This window comes from Mesorhizobium sp. B2-6-4, from assembly GCF_006441495.1.
In the GTDB taxonomy this organism is placed as follows: Bacteria; Pseudomonadota; Alphaproteobacteria; order Rhizobiales; family Rhizobiaceae; genus Mesorhizobium.
The window spans coordinates 200,113-215,282 of the sequence record NZ_VFUE01000012.1 but is presented as its reverse complement, the minus strand read 5'-3'; the positions used below and the strand labels follow the sequence as shown (position 1 = coordinate 215,282).

The following is a 15,170-nucleotide window of genomic DNA, read 5'->3' as shown; positions in this document are numbered from 1 at the left end:
AGCCGTTGCGGCTGGCTCAACGCATTGGATTGCGGCCGCCAACATACGGTCTGGAACCAGGCTGGCAAGCCGCGCTATTGGTCTGGCATGACCAAATCGACGCCATCCTACCTCGCCTTTGATCCAGCGACCCGTCACCTGAGGCTTGACCCGCACGAGCGGGCTTTCTTCCAGGATCCGTACGAGGCCTACACGTTCCTGCACGATGCATCGAATGCCTTTTTCTGGGAAGAATTCGGATTCTGGTGCTTTGGCGGCTTCGACGACGTCAACAAGCTGTTGCGCGACCGCCGCTTCGGCCGCCAGAACCCGGCGGGCATTCCCGACAGTCGTGGCATCGGCCGGGATAGAACACATCTCAAGGCATTCGACGGCATCGAAGCCAATTCCATGCTGGAACTGGAGCCGCCGGTACACACGCAGCTTCGAACACTGGTCAACCGCGCCTTCGTGTCGCGCCAGGTCGAGCGGCTGCGGCCGCGCGTGGAGGCACTCGCCAACGAACTGATCGATCGTTTCGAGCCGGGCAAGCAAGTCGACCTGCTGCCCGCCTTCGCTTCTCCCCTGCCCATCACCATCATTGCCGAGATGCTCGGCGTGCCGGTCGAAATGGGACCGCAACTGCTCGACTGGTCACATCGAATGGTCGCCATGTACGTGCATGGCCGCACTCGCGAGATCGAGGAGACGGCCAATCGCGCGGCGCAGGATTTCGCCGATTTCCTGCGCGGCACCATCGCCGAACGGCGCAAAAATCCCGGCGACGACCTGCTGTCGCTGCTGATCTCGGCGCAGGAGGACGGCCAAAAATTGTCGGAAGACGAAATGGTGTCCTCGGCGATCCTGCTGCTCAATGCCGGCCACGAAGCGACCGTGCACCAGACCGGCAATGCGGTGCGCTCGATTTTGGCGCAAGGTGGCGACCCGCGCCGTTTCTTCACCTCAGCCGAGGCGACAGCGGCCGCTGTCGAAGAATGCCTGCGCTTCGACGCGCCGTTGCACATGTTCACCCGCTACGCCTACCAGGAGATCGAAATCGCTCCCGGGATCGTCGTGCCGCCCGGCCAGACGATCGGTCTGCTGCTTGGCATGGCCAACCATGACCCTCATGCCTTTGCCGAGCCGCGGGCCTTCCGGCCGGGTCGTGTCGACCAGAAGAACGTGTCGTTCGGCGCCGGCATCCATTTCTGCATCGGCGCGCCCCTGGCCAGGCTCGAATTGCAGGTGTCGCTGAAAACATTGTTCGAGCGGCACCCAAAGCTTCGTCTTGCCGAAAGCCCAAGCTTCCGCGACACGTATCACTTCCACGGGCTGGAAGCGCTCACCGTCGGCTTCTGAAGGAGCGCAGGCCTGAGCTGTGAGCTGCGCGCAGTAAAGGATCACAGCCTGATCACATACTCCTTGCGGGTGGTTTCAAGCACTTCCCAGCTTCCCTTAAAGCCAGGTCGCAGCACGAAGCTGTCGCCGGCCCTGACGGTGCGCGCTTCGCCACCCTCCTCTTCGATCACCGAAACGCCGGAAAGGATGTGACAGAATTCCCATTCGTCGTAGACGATGCGCCACTTGCCCGGAGTCGATTCCCAGATACCGGCATAAAGACCGCCTTCGCGCTCCTCGACGTTCCAGGTGCGGAATTTCGGATCGCCCGAGATCAGGCGATCGGGCGCCGGCGCGCCTTCTTCGGCGTCGACAGAATCCGTCGATATCGTCAGGTAATGCTCGGACAGGATTTGCCTCCATGAAGAACCGGCCTCGGGCCGGCTCGCCTTACCCCGGCGTTTTGCGCCGACCCTCCCACGAGGGGGAGGATAGATCAAACTTTGGCGAGTGCCTGTTCGAGGTCGGCGACGATGTCGGTGACGTCCTCGATGCCGATGGACAGCCGCACCGTGTCCGGTCCCGCACCCGCCTTGACCTTCTGCTCGTCGGACAGCTGTCGGTGCGTGGTCGACGCCGGATGGATGACCAACGACTTGGTGTCACCGACATTGGCCAAGTGCGAGAACAACTCCAACGCTTCAACGAATTTGACGCCGGCCTCGTAACCGCCCTTGAGGCCGAAGGTGAAGACCGCGCCGGCGCCTTGCGGCGAGTATTTCTTTTGCAGGGCGTTGTTCTTGTCGCTGGGAAGGCCGGGATAGTTGACCCAGGCCACCTTGGGATGGTTGGACAGCCAGCCCGCGACGGTGATCGCATTGTCGCAATGGCGCTGCATGCGCAGCGGCAAGGTTTCGAGGCCTGTCAAAATGAGAAAGGCGTTGAACGGCGAAATCGCCGGGCCGAGATCGCGCAGGCCAAGCACGCGCGCGGCGATGGCGAAGGCGAAATTGCCGAAGGTTTCGTGCAGCACCAGGCCGCCATATTCGGGGCGCGGTTCCGACAGCATCGGGTACTTCCCTGATTTCGACCAGTCGAACGTGCCGCCATCGACGATGGCGCCGCCGATCGAGTTGCCGTGACCGCCAATGAACTTGGTCAGCGAATGGACGACAATGTCGGCGCCGTGCTCGATCGGCCGGATCAGGTAGGGCGAGGCCAGGGTGTTGTCGACGATCAGCGGCAGGCCATGCTTACGCGCGATGTCGCCGATCTTCTCGATGTCGACGAAGGTGCCGCCGGGATTGGCCAGACTCTCGATGAAGATCGCCTTGGTCTTGTCATCGATCTGGCTCTCGAAGGTTGACGGATCGTTCGCTTCGGCCCAGCGCACCTCCCAGCCAAAGTTCTTGAAGGCATGGCCGAACTGGTTGATCGAACCGCCATAGAGCTTGTTGGCGGCAACGAAATTGTCGCCCGGCTGCAACAGATTGTGGAACACGATTACCTGGGCGGCGTGGCCGGACGCCACCGCAAGGGCGGCCGTGCCGCCCTCGAGCGCCGCTATGCGTTCTTCGAGCACCGCCTGCGTCGGGTTCATGATGCGGGTGTAGATGTTGCCGAAGGCCTTCAGCCCGAACAGCGAGGCAGCATGATCGGCGTCGTCGAAAACAAAGGAGGTCGTCTGGTAGATCGGCGTGGCGCGTGCGCCGGTGGCCGGATCGGGCTTGGCGCCGGCATGGACGGCGAGCGTGTTGAAACCGGGCGTGCGGGTCACTGAAACCTCCCTCGAAAAAACTTCTGAAATTCGCCGGCCATTCTTGGCCAAGCTCAACCACGAATGCAAAGAAGAAAATACCCTTCGGCGTGTCATCTTCGACCAGGCAGCAGGAAAATACGGCTCCTGCCGGAATAATTTTGCGCCTTCCCCTTGTCTATTTTTGCCGCACGCCGAAACTCTGGAATCCCGACCGCATCAGCGGCTTCTTCGACGACAGCACACCGGAATTGACCCCGGTCCAGCCGATCTCGCCGGACAGCTTGCCATATTCGATCTTGGGGCAGCGGTTCATCACCACCTTAACGCCGGCGGCTTCGGCGCGTGCGGCGGCTTCGTCGTGGCGCACGCCGAGTTGCATCCAGATCACTTTCGGCAGGGGATCGAGCTTCAGTACCTGGTCGACAACGCCGGCCACCGCCGCCGAGGCGCGAAAGATGTCGACCATGTCGATGGGCTGGGCAATCTCGGCAAGGCTGCCATAGACCGTACGGCCGAGTATCTCCTTGCCAGCATGGCCCGGATTGATGGGGAACACCTCAAACCCCTTGGCCAGCAGGTATTTCAACACGAAATAGCTTGGACGAACGTCGTTGGCGGACGCGCCGACCATGGCGATGGTCTTCACCGAATTGAGGATGCCGGCGATGTAGCCGTTGTCATAGCTATCGTGATTCATGGCTCGTCCTCATACAACGCCTCGGCGAGAAAGCCATCAGGATCACTGCTGAAATCGCGCATCATGCGGAAGTGGTCCGTATCACGAAAATCGGTCGAATCTAGCCCGAACCGGCTGATGCGGAACAGCCGCGCGCCTGGACAGGCCATCAGCAGCGGCGAATGCGTCGCCATGATCACTTGCGCAGTGCCCGACCGATCCATGCGCCGCAGCATCTTGAGAAGTTCGATCTGGCGCGATGGAGACAGCGCACTTTCGGGCTCGTCGAGGATGTAGATGCCTTGCCTGCGGCAACGTTCCTCGAAGAAGCGGATGAACCCTTCGCCATGCGACCAGGACAGAAAGTCGGGCGGAGGTGGCTTGAACGGATCTTCCAGGGCCACCTGGTCAAGATAGCGAGCCACCGAGTAGAAGGATTCGGCGCGAAAGAACCAGCCGGCGGTGACTTTTGGCAACCAATGGCCACGGAAGGTATCTGCCAGCGCGGCACCACTCCTGTCGATGGCGCCGGAATGGTCGACAGGCCGGTAGCCCTTGCCGCCTCCGGCTTCGTCGTAACCGGCGAGCGCGCCGATCGCCTCGAGCAATGTCGATTTGCCGGTGCCGTTCTCACCGACGATGATGGTAATTGGTGTGGTGAATTCGAGTTCGAAGGCGTGACCGCGAAACAGCGGCAGGTTCCACGGGTATTTTTCCCAATCGGTCACCCGCTCGGAATCGAGCAGAATGCGCTTGAGATAGGGCGCCTTGAGCCGCGTCAACTGCCTGCGGTGAGCCATCAATCGGGCAGCGAGATCGTACCGTCTTCCGCGATCGGAAAGGCCGGGTTGTGCGCCACTTCCCAGACATGTCCGTCGGCATCGGCGAAATAGCCGTACCAGCCGCCCCAGAAGGCACGGCCTGCCGGCTTGACGATGCGGCCGCCGGCCTCTTCAGCCATCGCAAGCACCGCGTCGACTTCGGCATCGGAGCGGGTGTTGTAGGCGAGATAGACGGCGGAAGGCGCCTTGGCGAAGGTGATGCCGGAATCCTCCTCGGCGCTGACGCGCGGGAACAGGCCGAGTATAACACCACCCATCTGGAAGAAGGCGACGCCATCGGTGATGCCGGCATGACGCTTCAGGCCCATCGTCTCGTAGAAGCGCACCGCACGATCGAGATCGTCGGTGGCGATGGTGATGATGGAGATGCGCGGCTCCATGACTTTCGTCCCTATTCGTCGATCCATTCCGGCTTGCGTTTGCCGATGAAGGCGCCGATGCCCTCCTGGGCGTCACGCGCCAGCATGTTCTCGACCATGACCCGGCCGGTATAGGCATAGGCATCCGCCAGCCCCATCTCGGCCTGCGCATAAAACGCTTCCTTGCCGGTCTTCAGCACCGAAGGTGATTTTGAAGCAATGGTTTGCGCGTATTTGTTGACAATCTGATTCAGGTACTCGCGCGGCACTATGCGGTTGACCAGGCCGAACTCCTTGGCGGTCGCGGCATCGATGGTTTCGCCGGTCAGGAGCATTTCCATGGCGTGCTTGCGCGAGACGTTGCGAGACAGCGCCACCATCGGCGTCGAGCAGAACAGGCCGATATTGACGCCCGGCGTGCAGAACGTCGCCTCATGCGAGGCGATGGCGAGGTCACAACTGGCGACAAGCTGCAGGCCGGCGGCGGTGGCCAGGCCATCGACCTCGGCGATCACCGGCTTGGGGTGGCGCACGATCGCCTGCATCAGCGTGGCGCAGGCGGCAAACGTCTCTTCGAAGAAGGCCTTGCCGTGATCGGTGTCGGCGCGGCGCGCTGTCATCTCCTTCAGATCGTGGCCGGCGCAGAATACCTTTCCGGCCGCCGACAGCACTATGACGCGAACGGCCTTGTCGGCCGTGGCGCGGTCCAGTTCCTCCGTCAGCGCCGCCATCACCGCCAGGGAAAGCGCGTTCGCGGGGGGATTGGCAAGCGTCAGGCGCAGCACGCCCTCGTCGCGGCTAGCCGCAACCGGCCCTTCAACTGCGACAGGCTTGATGGCAAGGATTTCGGCCATGGCTAAGGTCTCCGCGATTCCATTCCGCTGGCAGCGTATCTAATATCGGCTGGGGTTTCATCAACACCGTATCGCTTGCGCCAGTAGGATGAAGGTGTTGCCAGAAACGCGCCGCTTCGCCCATACAGGCTTGGCGCAGAATGAGGACCGAGATGCCCGCCCAGACCAAGCTCGAGCCGGTGCTGACAGCAGCCCAGGTCAATGCGCTGATGGAGACCGTGTTTCCGCAGCTTAACGAAAAGGGCCCGGCCTTTGAGGCAACCGACGTGTTTCCCGGCGGCTGCACCGTGCGGCTTAATGCCGGCGAACGGCATTTGCGTCCCGGCGGTACGGTGTCCGGCCCCGCCTTGTTCACGCTGGCCGACATTGGCGGCTATGTCTGCGTGCTCAGCCATGCCGGGCCCAATGCGCTCTCGGTCACCACCAATCTCAACATCAATTTCGTCCGCAAGGCCGAGGCAGGACCGATCGATGGCCATTGCCGCATCCTGAAGCTCGGAAAGAACCTGATGGTCTTCGACATCGACATCGTCGCCGGCCCGGAGGGGCAGACAGTGGCGCACGCCACCGGAACCTATTCGATCCCGCCGAAACGCTGACACGGAGAAGGCCGATCCGGCATCCTGGCCGGAACTCCCGATCGACACGTCCGTTTTGCGGCATGCCCGATCTGACCACATACCTTGCCTTTCTCGGCGCCGTGCTTGCCTACCAGCTTTCCGGCGTCGGGCCCGATATGATGCTTGTGATCAGTCGCGGCGTCGGACAGGGCTGGCGCCACGCGCTGGCGGCCGCGACAGGCTGCGTATCGGCCGGCGTCGTACAAATTCCATTACTTGCGATGGGACTTGCCACGCTGATCACATCCTCGCCGCCTCTTTACAGCTTTCTCCAAATCGTCGGCGCCATCTATCTGATCGCCATCGGGGTCAAATTCCTGTTGGCGCGCCGGCAGGATGAAAGTCGTACCTCTGCCTTTGCCAACACCGGTGGCACTGCTGCCGCTTTCCGGCAGGGCATGATCTGCAATCTCACCAATCCGACGACGCTTGCCTTCATGTTAGCGATGCTGCCGCAATTCGTTCACCCTTGGGCCGGTCCAGCGGCGTTGCAGTTCGTCATTCTCGGCACGACCATGAAGATGATGGGAATGGTTGTCCTCGGCGCCATCGCGCTGACCTCCGGCGCGGTCGGCGGCTGGCTGTCGCGCCGAAGCAGCTTCGTCGTGTGGCAGGGAAGGCTAGCCGGAGCCATTATGGTCGGCGTTGGCATCAGACTCCTGCTTGCAGTGACGAGTGGCCGGCGGTGAGCGAAATACCAGCCGTTTTGGCGGTAGGCCGTGTTGTAAAATAATACCACATAGTTTAGCCGTTGAAATTTAACGGTTTTTCGTTTTCGTTGACTCCCAATGATGCTTGACGAGGGCTACCCTTCTCCCCTATAAGCCCTCACGAAGCAGCGGCCCGCAAAGGCCGCCGTTTTGTTATTGGCGGCGGGCAAGCGCTTTTCGCCAATCCAAGCAACAAGAAACGCCTTCCTTATCCTTTGTGGATTGGGGAAGGTCCGAACCGAAAGCAGAAAACATGACAACCTTTTCGCAGAAGCCTGCGGATGTGGTGAAAAAGTGGATCCTGATCGACGCCGAAGGTCTCGTCGTCGGCCGGCTCGCCACCGTTATCGCCAATCATCTTCGCGGCAAGCACAAGCCGACCTTCACCCCGCATGTCGACGACGGCGACAATGTCATCGTCATCAATGCCGACAAGGTGGTGTTCACCGGCAAGAAGTTCACCGACAAGGTCTATTACTGGCACACCGGGCACCCCGGCGGCATCAAGGAGCGCACCGCGCGCCAACTGCTTGAAGGCCGTTTCCCCGAGCGTGTCGTCGAGAAGGCCGTCGAGCGCATGGTGCCGCGTGGCCCGCTCGGCCGTCGCCAGATGAAGAACCTGCGCGTCTATGCAGGTGCCGAGCATCCGCATGTCGCCCAGCAGCCAGAAGTGCTCGACGTGGCCAAGCTGAATTCCAAGAACAAGAAGGTCGCATAAGATGGCTGAGCTTTCCTCGCTCGCAGAACTGGGCGCCGCTACCGGCAACACCAATACGCAGGCCGCGGCACCCGTCCATGTCCAGAAGCTCGACAAGTCGGGCCGCGCCTATGCCACCGGCAAGCGCAAGAACGCCATCGCGCGTGTTTGGGTGAAGCCAGGTTCGGGCAAGATCGTCGTCAACGACAAGGAATTCGCGACCTATTTCGCGCGTCCGGTCCTACAGATGATCCTCAACCAGCCGATCATCGCCGCCAACCGCTCGGGCCAGTACGACATCGTCGCCACCGTCATCGGCGGCGGCCTTTCGGGCCAGGCCGGCGCTGTGCGTCACGGCATCTCCAAGGCGCTGACCTATTATGAGCCGGCGCTGCGTGCCGTGCTCAAAAAGGGCGGCTTCCTGACCCGCGACAGCCGCGTCGTCGAGCGCAAGAAGTACGGCAAGGCGAAGGCCCGTCGTTCGTTCCAGTTCTCGAAGCGCTAGGCGCAGGCAGCTTCACAATCGAAAGGCCGCCTCCGGGCGGCCTTTTTGCGTTGCGCATCACTATTGAGCGGAATGGTCGGCGTCGCGGATGAACAGGAACGCGCAAAGTGCCGAGCCGGCCACCGCGAGCGCCGAGGCCAGGAATGCCAGTTGCATGCCATCGATCGTGCCCAGCGCCAAGGCGGACCCGAACAGCGCCACCCCGATCGCGCCACCCGACTGGCGCACGGTGTTGAGTACGCCCGATGCCGTTCCCGACATCTCCGCCGGAACGGAAGACAAGAGCGCGGTGGTCATGGCCGGTACGGCAAGGCCGATGCCGACCGGCAGGAACAGCAGGCGCCACAGCAGCGACAGGTAGGATGTTTCGGCCTGGATCAGCGCCATCAGTCCGAAACCGGCTGCTCCGACGAACAGGCCAACCGCCATGGGCAATCGTGGGCCATGGTTTGCGGCAATGCGCCCGGCGGCAATGTTCGACAGGGTGACCGCCGCCATGAACGGCAGGAAGGCGAGCCCTGTCATCTCGGGAGAAAAATGCCTTTCCTGCTGGAAATACAGGCTGAGCATGAAGATCGTGCCATAGAGCGTCAGGTTGACGGCCAGTCCGACAAGGCTCGTCACAGCCGGCACGCGGCTGGCAAAGAGACCGAGCGGAAACATCGGCGCCCTCGTCCGGCTCTCGACCAGCAGGAACAGGCTTGCGGCCACCGCCGCCAATACCAGTCCGCCGATGACCGGCATCGAAGTCCAGCCCGATGAACCGGTTTCGATAAAGGCGCCGGTCAGCGAAAACAGCGCCAGCACGACAAGTCCCTGCCCCACCCAGTCGATCGGCGGCCGCTCGGCCTTGAGCGGCGTTTCCTGCAGAAACCGATAAGCCATCCAGATGGCGAGAGCGCCAATGGGCAGGTTGACCAGAAAGATGCTGGCCCAGCCAAGCGACGCGACCATGAAGCCGCCGAGCACCGGCCCTGCCGACAGCGCGATGCCGCCCGCCGCCGTCCACAGCCCAACGGCGCGTGCCCGGCGCGCCTTGTCGGACGCGTAGGCGCGATTGAGGAGTGCCAGCGAACACGGCATCAGCAAGGCGGCACCCGCGCCTTGTGCAGCGCGCGCCGCAATCAGCAACCAGGCACTCTGAGCCAAGCCGCAAGCCAGCGAAGCAATGCTGAACAGCGCCATGCCGCCAACGAAAACGCGGCGAGCGCCGACCCTGTCGCCGAGGGCGCCGCCGGCGAGCAGCAGCGAGGCGAAGGCAAGCGTGTAGGCGTCGACGACCCATTGCAGGCCGCCGACCCCCATCGACAGCCCAGTACCGATCCTGTTCAGCGCGATGTTGACGATGGAGACATCAAGCTGCACGACGACGAAGCCGAGGCTGGTCGCAGCAACGGTGGCGGCATAGGCGGCAGGGCGCTTGAGAACGATGGTATCGGGCATGCCCATGGATAACGGGTTTCCCCTGACACCGTTGCGTCAGCAGGCGCCGGCCTGCGACAACAAGGCCGGAACTTCAGCCGCGGCAAATCAATTGATGCTGGCGGTCGCGGCAGGTTCGACGCGTTCGCCCGTCTCCGCATAGGGCACGCGAAACCCATTTGCCGCCAGCCAGCCTATCGCCGCCTTTGGCTCATCGGTCTGGATGATGGTGGCGCCGCGATCGGCCCAGAAGCCCCAGGCTTCACGCGGCAGGCTGGCCTGAACCGCCAGTTCATCGCCCCGGCCGCCGGCAAGGAAGCCGCCCGGCTTGTTGACGATGGCGTAGGTGTCGGCCCAGATGTGCCAGTCGCCCCTCACCGCGGCCGCGCGCATGCGCGTGCTGAACAGCGGCCCGCCAGTCTCGGTCAACGTCTCCGCGCCGGCGCGCCAGTTGATCAGCTCGATCGCGCGCGGCGCAAAAGCATGGTCGACCGTCGCGGCGAAACCGGCGTCATGCACTGCGTCGTCGGCGATGATCGGCATGAACTGGAAGCCGCCGCCGACCGCTTCCATGGCAGCCTTCACCGTAGCGATCCTGGTCTGGTTCCACAGGTTTTCCTTGACGATGACCTGGTCGGCCATGCCGAGATCTCGCGCCACCGCGACCATACCCGACAGGTCCCCAACCTCGAGCTTGTTGTCGAGATTGATGAGGATCTGGTCCCGGGTCGCCAGCAGCATCTCGCGCAGCGTCGAGACTGTCTCGTCGGTTACGGCGCCCGTGCCTTCGATCACCAGCCGGCAACTCTTCAGTTCGGCCAGCGTGTACTTAACCACCTCACCCTTGCAGGTCGTGGTGCGATCAAGCCAGCTGTCATGCATGACGACAAACTCGCCGTCCTTCGAGCGCCGGATGTCGACCTCGACGATCTCGGCGCCGATCGCGATCGAGCCTTCGACGGCGGCGAGCGAATTTTCCGCATAGAGCGTCTTGCCGGCCTGCATGCTGCCGGCGCGATGCGCGACCACCATGACGTGGTCGCGCCACTGATTGGCATGTTCGAAGCGGTCGAGGATCTGCCTCGCACGGGTTTCGCCCGCCATTGACTGGCTGGCGGAAGCCGCCAGCGTGACGGAAAACAGAAGGCTCGGCCAGAAGGTCCGCATCGAGAATCGCTCCATTCCGGATCGAACCGGGAATAGGCGATGCCCGTGACGTCTAGGTGAACGAAGCCGGCTAGCGGTTGCCAGCGATATGTCGCCTCAGATGCGTTTCGACAGTCGGCGGAACCAGGCCATCGCAGGCATCTCGACGAAACGCCAGGTAATCCAGGAGACACCTATCGTGGCAAGGAGCATGACGAGGATCGCAACGTCCCCCGCCCAGCCGGCGCCGAAGCCGGTCGCCGGCTCTCCGCGCAAGACGATGTCGCCGACAAGACCGAGGCCGAGCTTGCGCTCGACCAGGCCGGCGACATTGATCATGCGCGCCTGGACGAAGATGTGGACCATGTAGATCGAGTAGGACAGCGCGCCGAGCGTCAGAATGAGTGGGGTTCTCAGAAAGACACTGATCCAGCCCCCCTCATGAGCAAAGAGAAACAATGCCAGTGCAAACACCAGCGGTGCTGCGATCCCGGCATCATTGTCGCCCGCCAGTGCGACGAAAAGCACAATGACAGCCGCCATGACGATTTCGGCAAGGGTCCAGCTCAGCAACGGGCCGGTCCGGGCAAGCGCCTGTCGCGCGCCTGCAATGGAATCATGCTGGAACGAGGCAAGCAAGGCGCCGAGCGAGAAGCCGTACAGGCAGCGTATGAAGCCGAAATCGAAGGACACATCCATATGGTGGGTCGAGAAGCCAAGCAGAAACAGAGGCGCGGTGATGGCGGCGACGAACCACACCCAGGCGCGTGCCCCGGCGGTGAAGACCACTCCCGCGAACAACAGGTAGGCGAAGAACTCCGCCGAAATGCTCCAGCTTGGCGCATTCCAAGTCAATTGGTCATCGAAGCCGACCCCCTGGAGCAGCAGCAGATTGCTAAGCAGGCTCTCGAGGCTGAAGCCGCCGGTGAAGGGAGCGGCACCGGCGCCATGCACCTGCGGCAGCATCAGCCGCAGCAGCTCGAAGCCGGCAAAGGCGGCGAGCATGAGAAGGTGCAGCGGATAGATGCGGCCGAAGCGCACCAGCGCAAAGCGTGCGACCTCCCGCGGCTGGTTCAGCCGCCAGCCATAGGAGCTGGCGATGACGAAACCGGAGAGAACGAAGAAGAAGTCGACAAACAGATAGGACGAACCGACAAAGGCGCTTTGCGAGATCGTCGAAGCGGTGGGGAAGTGGAACAGCGCCACCAGCAGGGCGCAGATGCCGCGCCACGAATCGAGAACCAGGAACCGCTCACCCGCCACCGTGCCGGACTGGATCGACGCCGCGCCATGGGGAGAATCAAGAAACGCGGTCTGCGTCATGATGATACAATCCTGTCTCGCGGCGGCACCGCGCCCGCGCCGTTTCGTTTCCCCAAGCTGTGACTGGCATGTTGCGTGCCGGTTCTGTAGTTGTTGCACCCCGATGAAAACCAAGGATCCGTAATGGCGAACAAGAACATCGACCATGCCTTCACAGCCCGCTCGAAGACGGGCGCTTCGCTGGAGCCGACCTATGCCGGCGCGCTGTCGTTCATGCGACGCAAATACACGAAGGATGTGAAGGGCGCGGACGCTGTGGTTTGGGGCATCCCTTTTGATGCCGCCGTCACCAATCGGCCCGGCGCGCGTTTCGGGCCGCAGGCGATCCGCCGCGCCTCGGCAATCCTCGACAACGATCCGCAATATCCCTTTTCGCGCGATCTGTTCGAGCACCTCGCGGTGGTCGACTATGGCGATTGTCTGCTTGATACCGGCAACCACCAGAAGACGCCGGGGACGATCGAACGCGAGGCGGCCAAGATCCTGAAGTCAGGTGCCTTCCTGCTGTCGCTGGGCGGCGACCATTTCGTCACCTGGCCCCTGCTCAAGGCACATGCCGCAATCCATGGCCCGCTCGCTCTGGTGCAGTTCGATGCGCACCAGGATACCTGGGAGGATGACGGCAAACGCATCGACCACGGATCCTTCGTCGGCCGCGCGGTCAAGGAAGGCATTATCGATCCCGACCGCTCGATCCAGATCGGCATCCGCACCCACGCGCCCGACACGTTCGGCATCAAGATCCTCTACGGTCACGAGATCGAGGAGATGCGTGCATCCGACATCGCCTACGCCATCGTCGACAGGACGGGCGGCAAGAAGACCTATCTCACCTTTGATATCGACTGCCTTGATCCTGCCTATGCACCCGGCACTGGCACGCCGGTCGCCGGCGGGCCGTCCTCTGCAAAGATCCTGTCGACGCTGCGCCAGCTCAATCAGATCGATATTGTCGGGGCCGATGTCGTGGAGGTTGCGCCGGCCTACGATCACGCCGATATAACGGCGATTGCCGGCTCGATGATCGCCATGCAGTATCTTGGCCTGCTGGCCGAGCGGAAAGCACGGCTCGAAGAGCTGAACAACGGCAGCCACAACGGCGCCGCGGTGAATCAAGGCAACGGCATATAGTTTTCGATATCAGGGAATTTGATCAGCCAATGAAACCGAGAATCTTCATCGACGGCGAGCACGGCACCACCGGCCTCCAGATCCGGGCGCTGCTTGCCGAGCGCGGCGACCTGGAGATCATTTCAATTCCCGCCGAGCGCCGCAAGGAAACGGCGGCGCGAGCCGAATTCCTCAATGCCGCCGACGTTGCGATCCTGTGTCTCCCGGACGATGCGGCGAAGGAAAGCGTGTCGCTGATCTCCAACGAGACCACCAGAGTCATCGATGCTTCGACCGCGCATCGCGTCGCGCAAGGCTGGGAATATGGCTTTGCCGAGATGGACAAGGAGCAGGCGAAGAAGATCGGGGCGGCAAAACGCGTCGCCAATCCCGGCTGCTGGCCGCAAGGACCGATCGCGATGCTGCGGCCGCTGGTCGCCGCCGGCCTTCTGCCCGCGGATTTCCCGGTCACCGTCAACGGCATCTCCGGTTATTCGGGCGGCGGCCGCCCGATGATCGAGGACTATGTCGCCAAGGGCGAGGACGCCTCTGAATTTCTACCCTACGGGCTCACCCTCCAGCACAAGCACGTGCCGGAGCTCAGGGCCTATGCGAAACTGTCGCACGATCCGATCATGCAGCCAGCGGTGGGCAATTTCGCGCAAGGCATGATCACGGTGGTGCCGCTGCAGCTCGGTGGCCTCCACCATGTGCCGACCGGTGCGGAACTCCATGCAGCCATCGCCGACCATTTCGCCGCCATCAAGGGCGGCGTGGTCGAAGTGGCGCCCTATGCGCATGTGGAGCGCATTCCGGAGATCGATCCGGAAATCTACAATGGCACCAACCGAATGAAGCTCTACGTCTTTGCCAATGACAAGCGCGCGCAGGCCCTGCTGCTCGCCGTTTACGACAATCTCGGCAAAGGGGCATCGGGGGCTGCCGTACAGAACATGGACCTGATGCTCGGCCTCTGATGGCGGCACCGGCATTTCCGGACCGTTGGAAGATCAGCGCGCCCGAGCTCATCGCCGAGACCTTTTCGAGCCGCATCTGGAAGGTGCGGCGCGAGGACGGCTCGCCGGCGATCGTCAAGGCGCTGAAGCCATTCGATGACGTCGCAGACGAGTTGCGCGGCGAGCATTTCCTTGCCTGGCGGCGCGGCGAAGGCGCCGTGCGGCTGCTGGGCCGCGACGGGCATTCCATGTTGCTCGAATATGCCGGGGAGACCATGCTGTCGCATGTTCTTGCCGAGCAGGGAGATTTGGCCGCCACGGAAATCGCGGCGGAGGTGATGGCAAAGCTGTTTTCGCCATCGGATCACCCCGCTCCGCCCGACCTGCAGCCGCTTCGGGAACGATTTTCCAGCCTGTTCAAGAAAGCGGAGGCCGACCGTGTCGTTGGCCGGAACAGCCTTTATGTCGAAGCGGCGGAAATCGCCGACCGGCTGCTGGGTGGTCCGCATGATGTCAGGCCGCTGCATGGCGACCTCCATCACGACAACATCATGCACGGAGCACGCGGCTGGCTGGCGATAGATCCGAAGGGCGTTCTCGGCGACCCGGGATTCGATGCCGCGAACATGTTCTACAATCCTCTTGATCGCGACGACCTTTGTCTCGATCCCCCACGGATTGCCGGGATGGCTGAAGTCTTTGCGCGAACGCTGAGCCAGACGCCGGCGGCAATACTGGATCACGCCATCGCCTATGGCTGCCTGTCGGCTTCCTGGCACCATGAGGACGACAACGCGATCGAGGAGAACCGCGAGCTGTCGGTCGCAGCAGCGATCCGAACGGTACGGCTCGGCTTCTGATCCGTGCCGCCTTG

General features: G+C 62.6%; 17 protein-coding genes. 8 read left to right on the top strand and 9 right to left on the bottom strand.

From position 1 onward, the window contains the following. Positions 1-87: 87 nt before the first annotated feature. Entirely contained in the window at positions 88-1,338 is a 1,251-nt protein-coding gene (locus FJ426_RS18610) for a cytochrome P450 (RefSeq protein ID WP_140560596.1), read from the top strand. A 41-nt stretch (positions 1,339-1,379) separates the two neighbouring features. Here the strand turns inward: FJ426_RS18610 and FJ426_RS18605 are convergent, their stop codons facing one another. From FJ426_RS18605 to FJ426_RS18580, 6 genes are all read right to left on the bottom strand, one after another. Further along, positions 1,380-1,730, bottom strand: a complete 351-nt coding sequence (locus tag FJ426_RS18605; protein WP_181165167.1) for a cupin domain-containing protein — start codon at positions 1,728-1,730, stop codon at positions 1,380-1,382. A gap of 83 nt (positions 1,731-1,813) precedes the next feature. Next, positions 1,814-3,094 carry an O-acetylhomoserine aminocarboxypropyltransferase gene (locus tag FJ426_RS18600; RefSeq protein ID WP_140493947.1) on the bottom strand — a complete coding sequence of 427 codons (1,281 nt, stop codon included), beginning with the start codon at positions 3,092-3,094 and terminating at the stop codon, positions 1,814-1,816. Positions 3,095-3,251: 157 nt separating this feature from the next. Further along, positions 3,252-3,773, bottom strand: a complete 522-nt coding sequence (locus tag FJ426_RS18595; protein WP_140560595.1) for a CoA-binding protein — start codon at positions 3,771-3,773, stop codon at positions 3,252-3,254. Further along, on the bottom strand, positions 3,770-4,552 hold the full coding sequence (locus FJ426_RS18590) for an AAA family ATPase (RefSeq protein ID WP_140521833.1): 783 nt from the start codon (positions 4,550-4,552) through the stop codon (positions 3,770-3,772). The genes FJ426_RS18595 and FJ426_RS18590 overlap by 4 nt, the downstream gene beginning before the upstream one ends. Next, positions 4,552-4,974 carry a VOC family protein gene (locus FJ426_RS18585; protein ID WP_140521831.1) on the bottom strand — a complete coding sequence of 141 codons (423 nt, stop codon included), beginning with the start codon at positions 4,972-4,974 and terminating at the stop codon, positions 4,552-4,554. The genes FJ426_RS18590 and FJ426_RS18585 overlap by 1 nt, the downstream gene beginning before the upstream one ends. 11 nt (positions 4,975-4,985) lie before the next feature. Then, positions 4,986-5,807: an enoyl-CoA hydratase gene (locus FJ426_RS18580; protein ID WP_140560594.1), complete on the bottom strand. Its 822-nt coding sequence runs from the start codon at positions 5,805-5,807 to the stop codon at positions 4,986-4,988. Positions 5,808-5,959: 152 nt separating this feature from the next. Between FJ426_RS18580 and FJ426_RS18575 the strand changes: the two genes are divergently transcribed. From FJ426_RS18575 to rpsI, 4 genes are all read left to right on the top strand, one after another. Then, entirely contained in the window at positions 5,960-6,406 is a 447-nt protein-coding gene (locus FJ426_RS18575) for a PaaI family thioesterase (protein WP_140560593.1), read from the top strand. 62 nt (positions 6,407-6,468) lie between these two features. Beyond that, entirely contained in the window at positions 6,469-7,116 is a 648-nt protein-coding gene (locus FJ426_RS18570) for a LysE family translocator (RefSeq protein ID WP_140666791.1), read from the top strand. A 274-nt stretch (positions 7,117-7,390) separates the two neighbouring features. After that, positions 7,391-7,855, top strand: coding sequence for a 50S ribosomal protein L13 (gene rplM / locus FJ426_RS18565; protein WP_010915638.1), 465 nt, complete (start codon positions 7,391-7,393; stop codon positions 7,853-7,855). Between the two features lies 1 nt (position 7,856). Next, positions 7,857-8,339, top strand: coding sequence for a 30S ribosomal protein S9 (gene rpsI / locus FJ426_RS18560; protein ID WP_140493960.1), 483 nt, complete (start codon positions 7,857-7,859; stop codon positions 8,337-8,339). Between the two features lie 60 nt (positions 8,340-8,399). Here the strand turns inward: rpsI and FJ426_RS18555 are convergent, their stop codons facing one another. The 3 genes from FJ426_RS18555 to FJ426_RS18545 all read right to left on the bottom strand — a co-directional run bounded on the left by FJ426_RS18555 (position 8,400) and on the right by FJ426_RS18545 (position 12,230). Beyond that, positions 8,400-9,788, bottom strand: a complete 1,389-nt coding sequence (locus FJ426_RS18555; RefSeq protein ID WP_224619368.1) for an MFS transporter — start codon at positions 9,786-9,788, stop codon at positions 8,400-8,402. A gap of 81 nt (positions 9,789-9,869) precedes the next feature. Then, positions 9,870-10,928, bottom strand: a complete 1,059-nt coding sequence (locus FJ426_RS18550; RefSeq protein ID WP_140515740.1) for a glycerophosphodiester phosphodiesterase family protein — start codon at positions 10,926-10,928, stop codon at positions 9,870-9,872. A gap of 96 nt (positions 10,929-11,024) precedes the next feature. Continuing rightward, a complete protein-coding gene (locus FJ426_RS18545; RefSeq protein WP_140560591.1) occupies positions 11,025-12,230 on the bottom strand; it encodes an acyltransferase in 1,206 nt (401 codons plus the stop codon). 123 nt (positions 12,231-12,353) lie between these two features. On the opposite strand from FJ426_RS18545, the gene speB reads away from it, so the two are divergent. From speB to FJ426_RS18530, 3 genes are read left to right on the top strand one after another with little or no spacing between them, the layout of a single operon-like run. Beyond that, positions 12,354-13,361: an agmatinase gene (gene speB, locus FJ426_RS18540; protein WP_140493966.1), complete on the top strand. Its 1,008-nt coding sequence runs from the start codon at positions 12,354-12,356 to the stop codon at positions 13,359-13,361. Positions 13,362-13,390: 29 nt separating this feature from the next. Continuing rightward, positions 13,391-14,317 (top strand): N-acetyl-gamma-glutamyl-phosphate reductase, encoded by a 927-nt coding sequence (argC, locus tag FJ426_RS18535; protein ID WP_140560590.1) that lies wholly within the window; start codon positions 13,391-13,393, stop codon positions 14,315-14,317. Beyond that, positions 14,314-15,156, top strand: a complete 843-nt coding sequence (locus tag FJ426_RS18530) for an aminoglycoside phosphotransferase family protein (protein ID WP_210240547.1) — start codon at positions 14,314-14,316, stop codon at positions 15,154-15,156. Before argC ends, FJ426_RS18530 begins: the two co-directional genes overlap by 4 nt. Positions 15,157-15,170 lie beyond the last annotated feature (14 nt).

What these genes read in the sequence shown, in the direction of transcription:
- FJ426_RS18610 (WP_140560596.1), top strand. Translation starts at nt 88, where the DNA reads ATGACCAAATCGACGCCATCCTACCTCGCCTTTGATCCAGCGACCCGT.
- FJ426_RS18595 (WP_140560595.1), bottom strand. Translation starts at nt 3,773, where the DNA reads ATGAATCACGATAGCTATGACAACGGCTACATCGCCGGCATCCTCAAT.
- FJ426_RS18590 (WP_140521833.1), bottom strand. Translation starts at nt 4,552, where the DNA reads ATGGCTCACCGCAGGCAGTTGACGCGGCTCAAGGCGCCCTATCTCAAG.
- FJ426_RS18585 (WP_140521831.1), bottom strand. Translation starts at nt 4,974, where the DNA reads ATGGAGCCGCGCATCTCCATCATCACCATCGCCACCGACGATCTCGAT.
- FJ426_RS18580 (WP_140560594.1), bottom strand. Translation starts at nt 5,807, where the DNA reads ATGGCCGAAATCCTTGCCATCAAGCCTGTCGCAGTTGAAGGGCCGGTT.
- FJ426_RS18575 (WP_140560593.1), top strand. Translation starts at nt 5,960, where the DNA reads ATGCCCGCCCAGACCAAGCTCGAGCCGGTGCTGACAGCAGCCCAGGTC.
- FJ426_RS18570 (WP_140666791.1), top strand. Translation starts at nt 6,469, where the DNA reads ATGCCCGATCTGACCACATACCTTGCCTTTCTCGGCGCCGTGCTTGCC.
- rplM (WP_010915638.1), top strand. Translation starts at nt 7,391, where the DNA reads ATGACAACCTTTTCGCAGAAGCCTGCGGATGTGGTGAAAAAGTGGATC.
- rpsI (WP_140493960.1), top strand. Translation starts at nt 7,857, where the DNA reads ATGGCTGAGCTTTCCTCGCTCGCAGAACTGGGCGCCGCTACCGGCAAC.
- FJ426_RS18555 (WP_224619368.1), bottom strand. Translation starts at nt 9,788, where the DNA reads ATGGGCATGCCCGATACCATCGTTCTCAAGCGCCCTGCCGCCTATGCC.
- FJ426_RS18550 (WP_140515740.1), bottom strand. Translation starts at nt 10,928, where the DNA reads ATGCGGACCTTCTGGCCGAGCCTTCTGTTTTCCGTCACGCTGGCGGCT.
- FJ426_RS18545 (WP_140560591.1), bottom strand. Translation starts at nt 12,230, where the DNA reads ATGACGCAGACCGCGTTTCTTGATTCTCCCCATGGCGCGGCGTCGATC.
- speB (WP_140493966.1), top strand. Translation starts at nt 12,354, where the DNA reads ATGGCGAACAAGAACATCGACCATGCCTTCACAGCCCGCTCGAAGACG.
- argC (WP_140560590.1), top strand. Translation starts at nt 13,391, where the DNA reads ATGAAACCGAGAATCTTCATCGACGGCGAGCACGGCACCACCGGCCTC.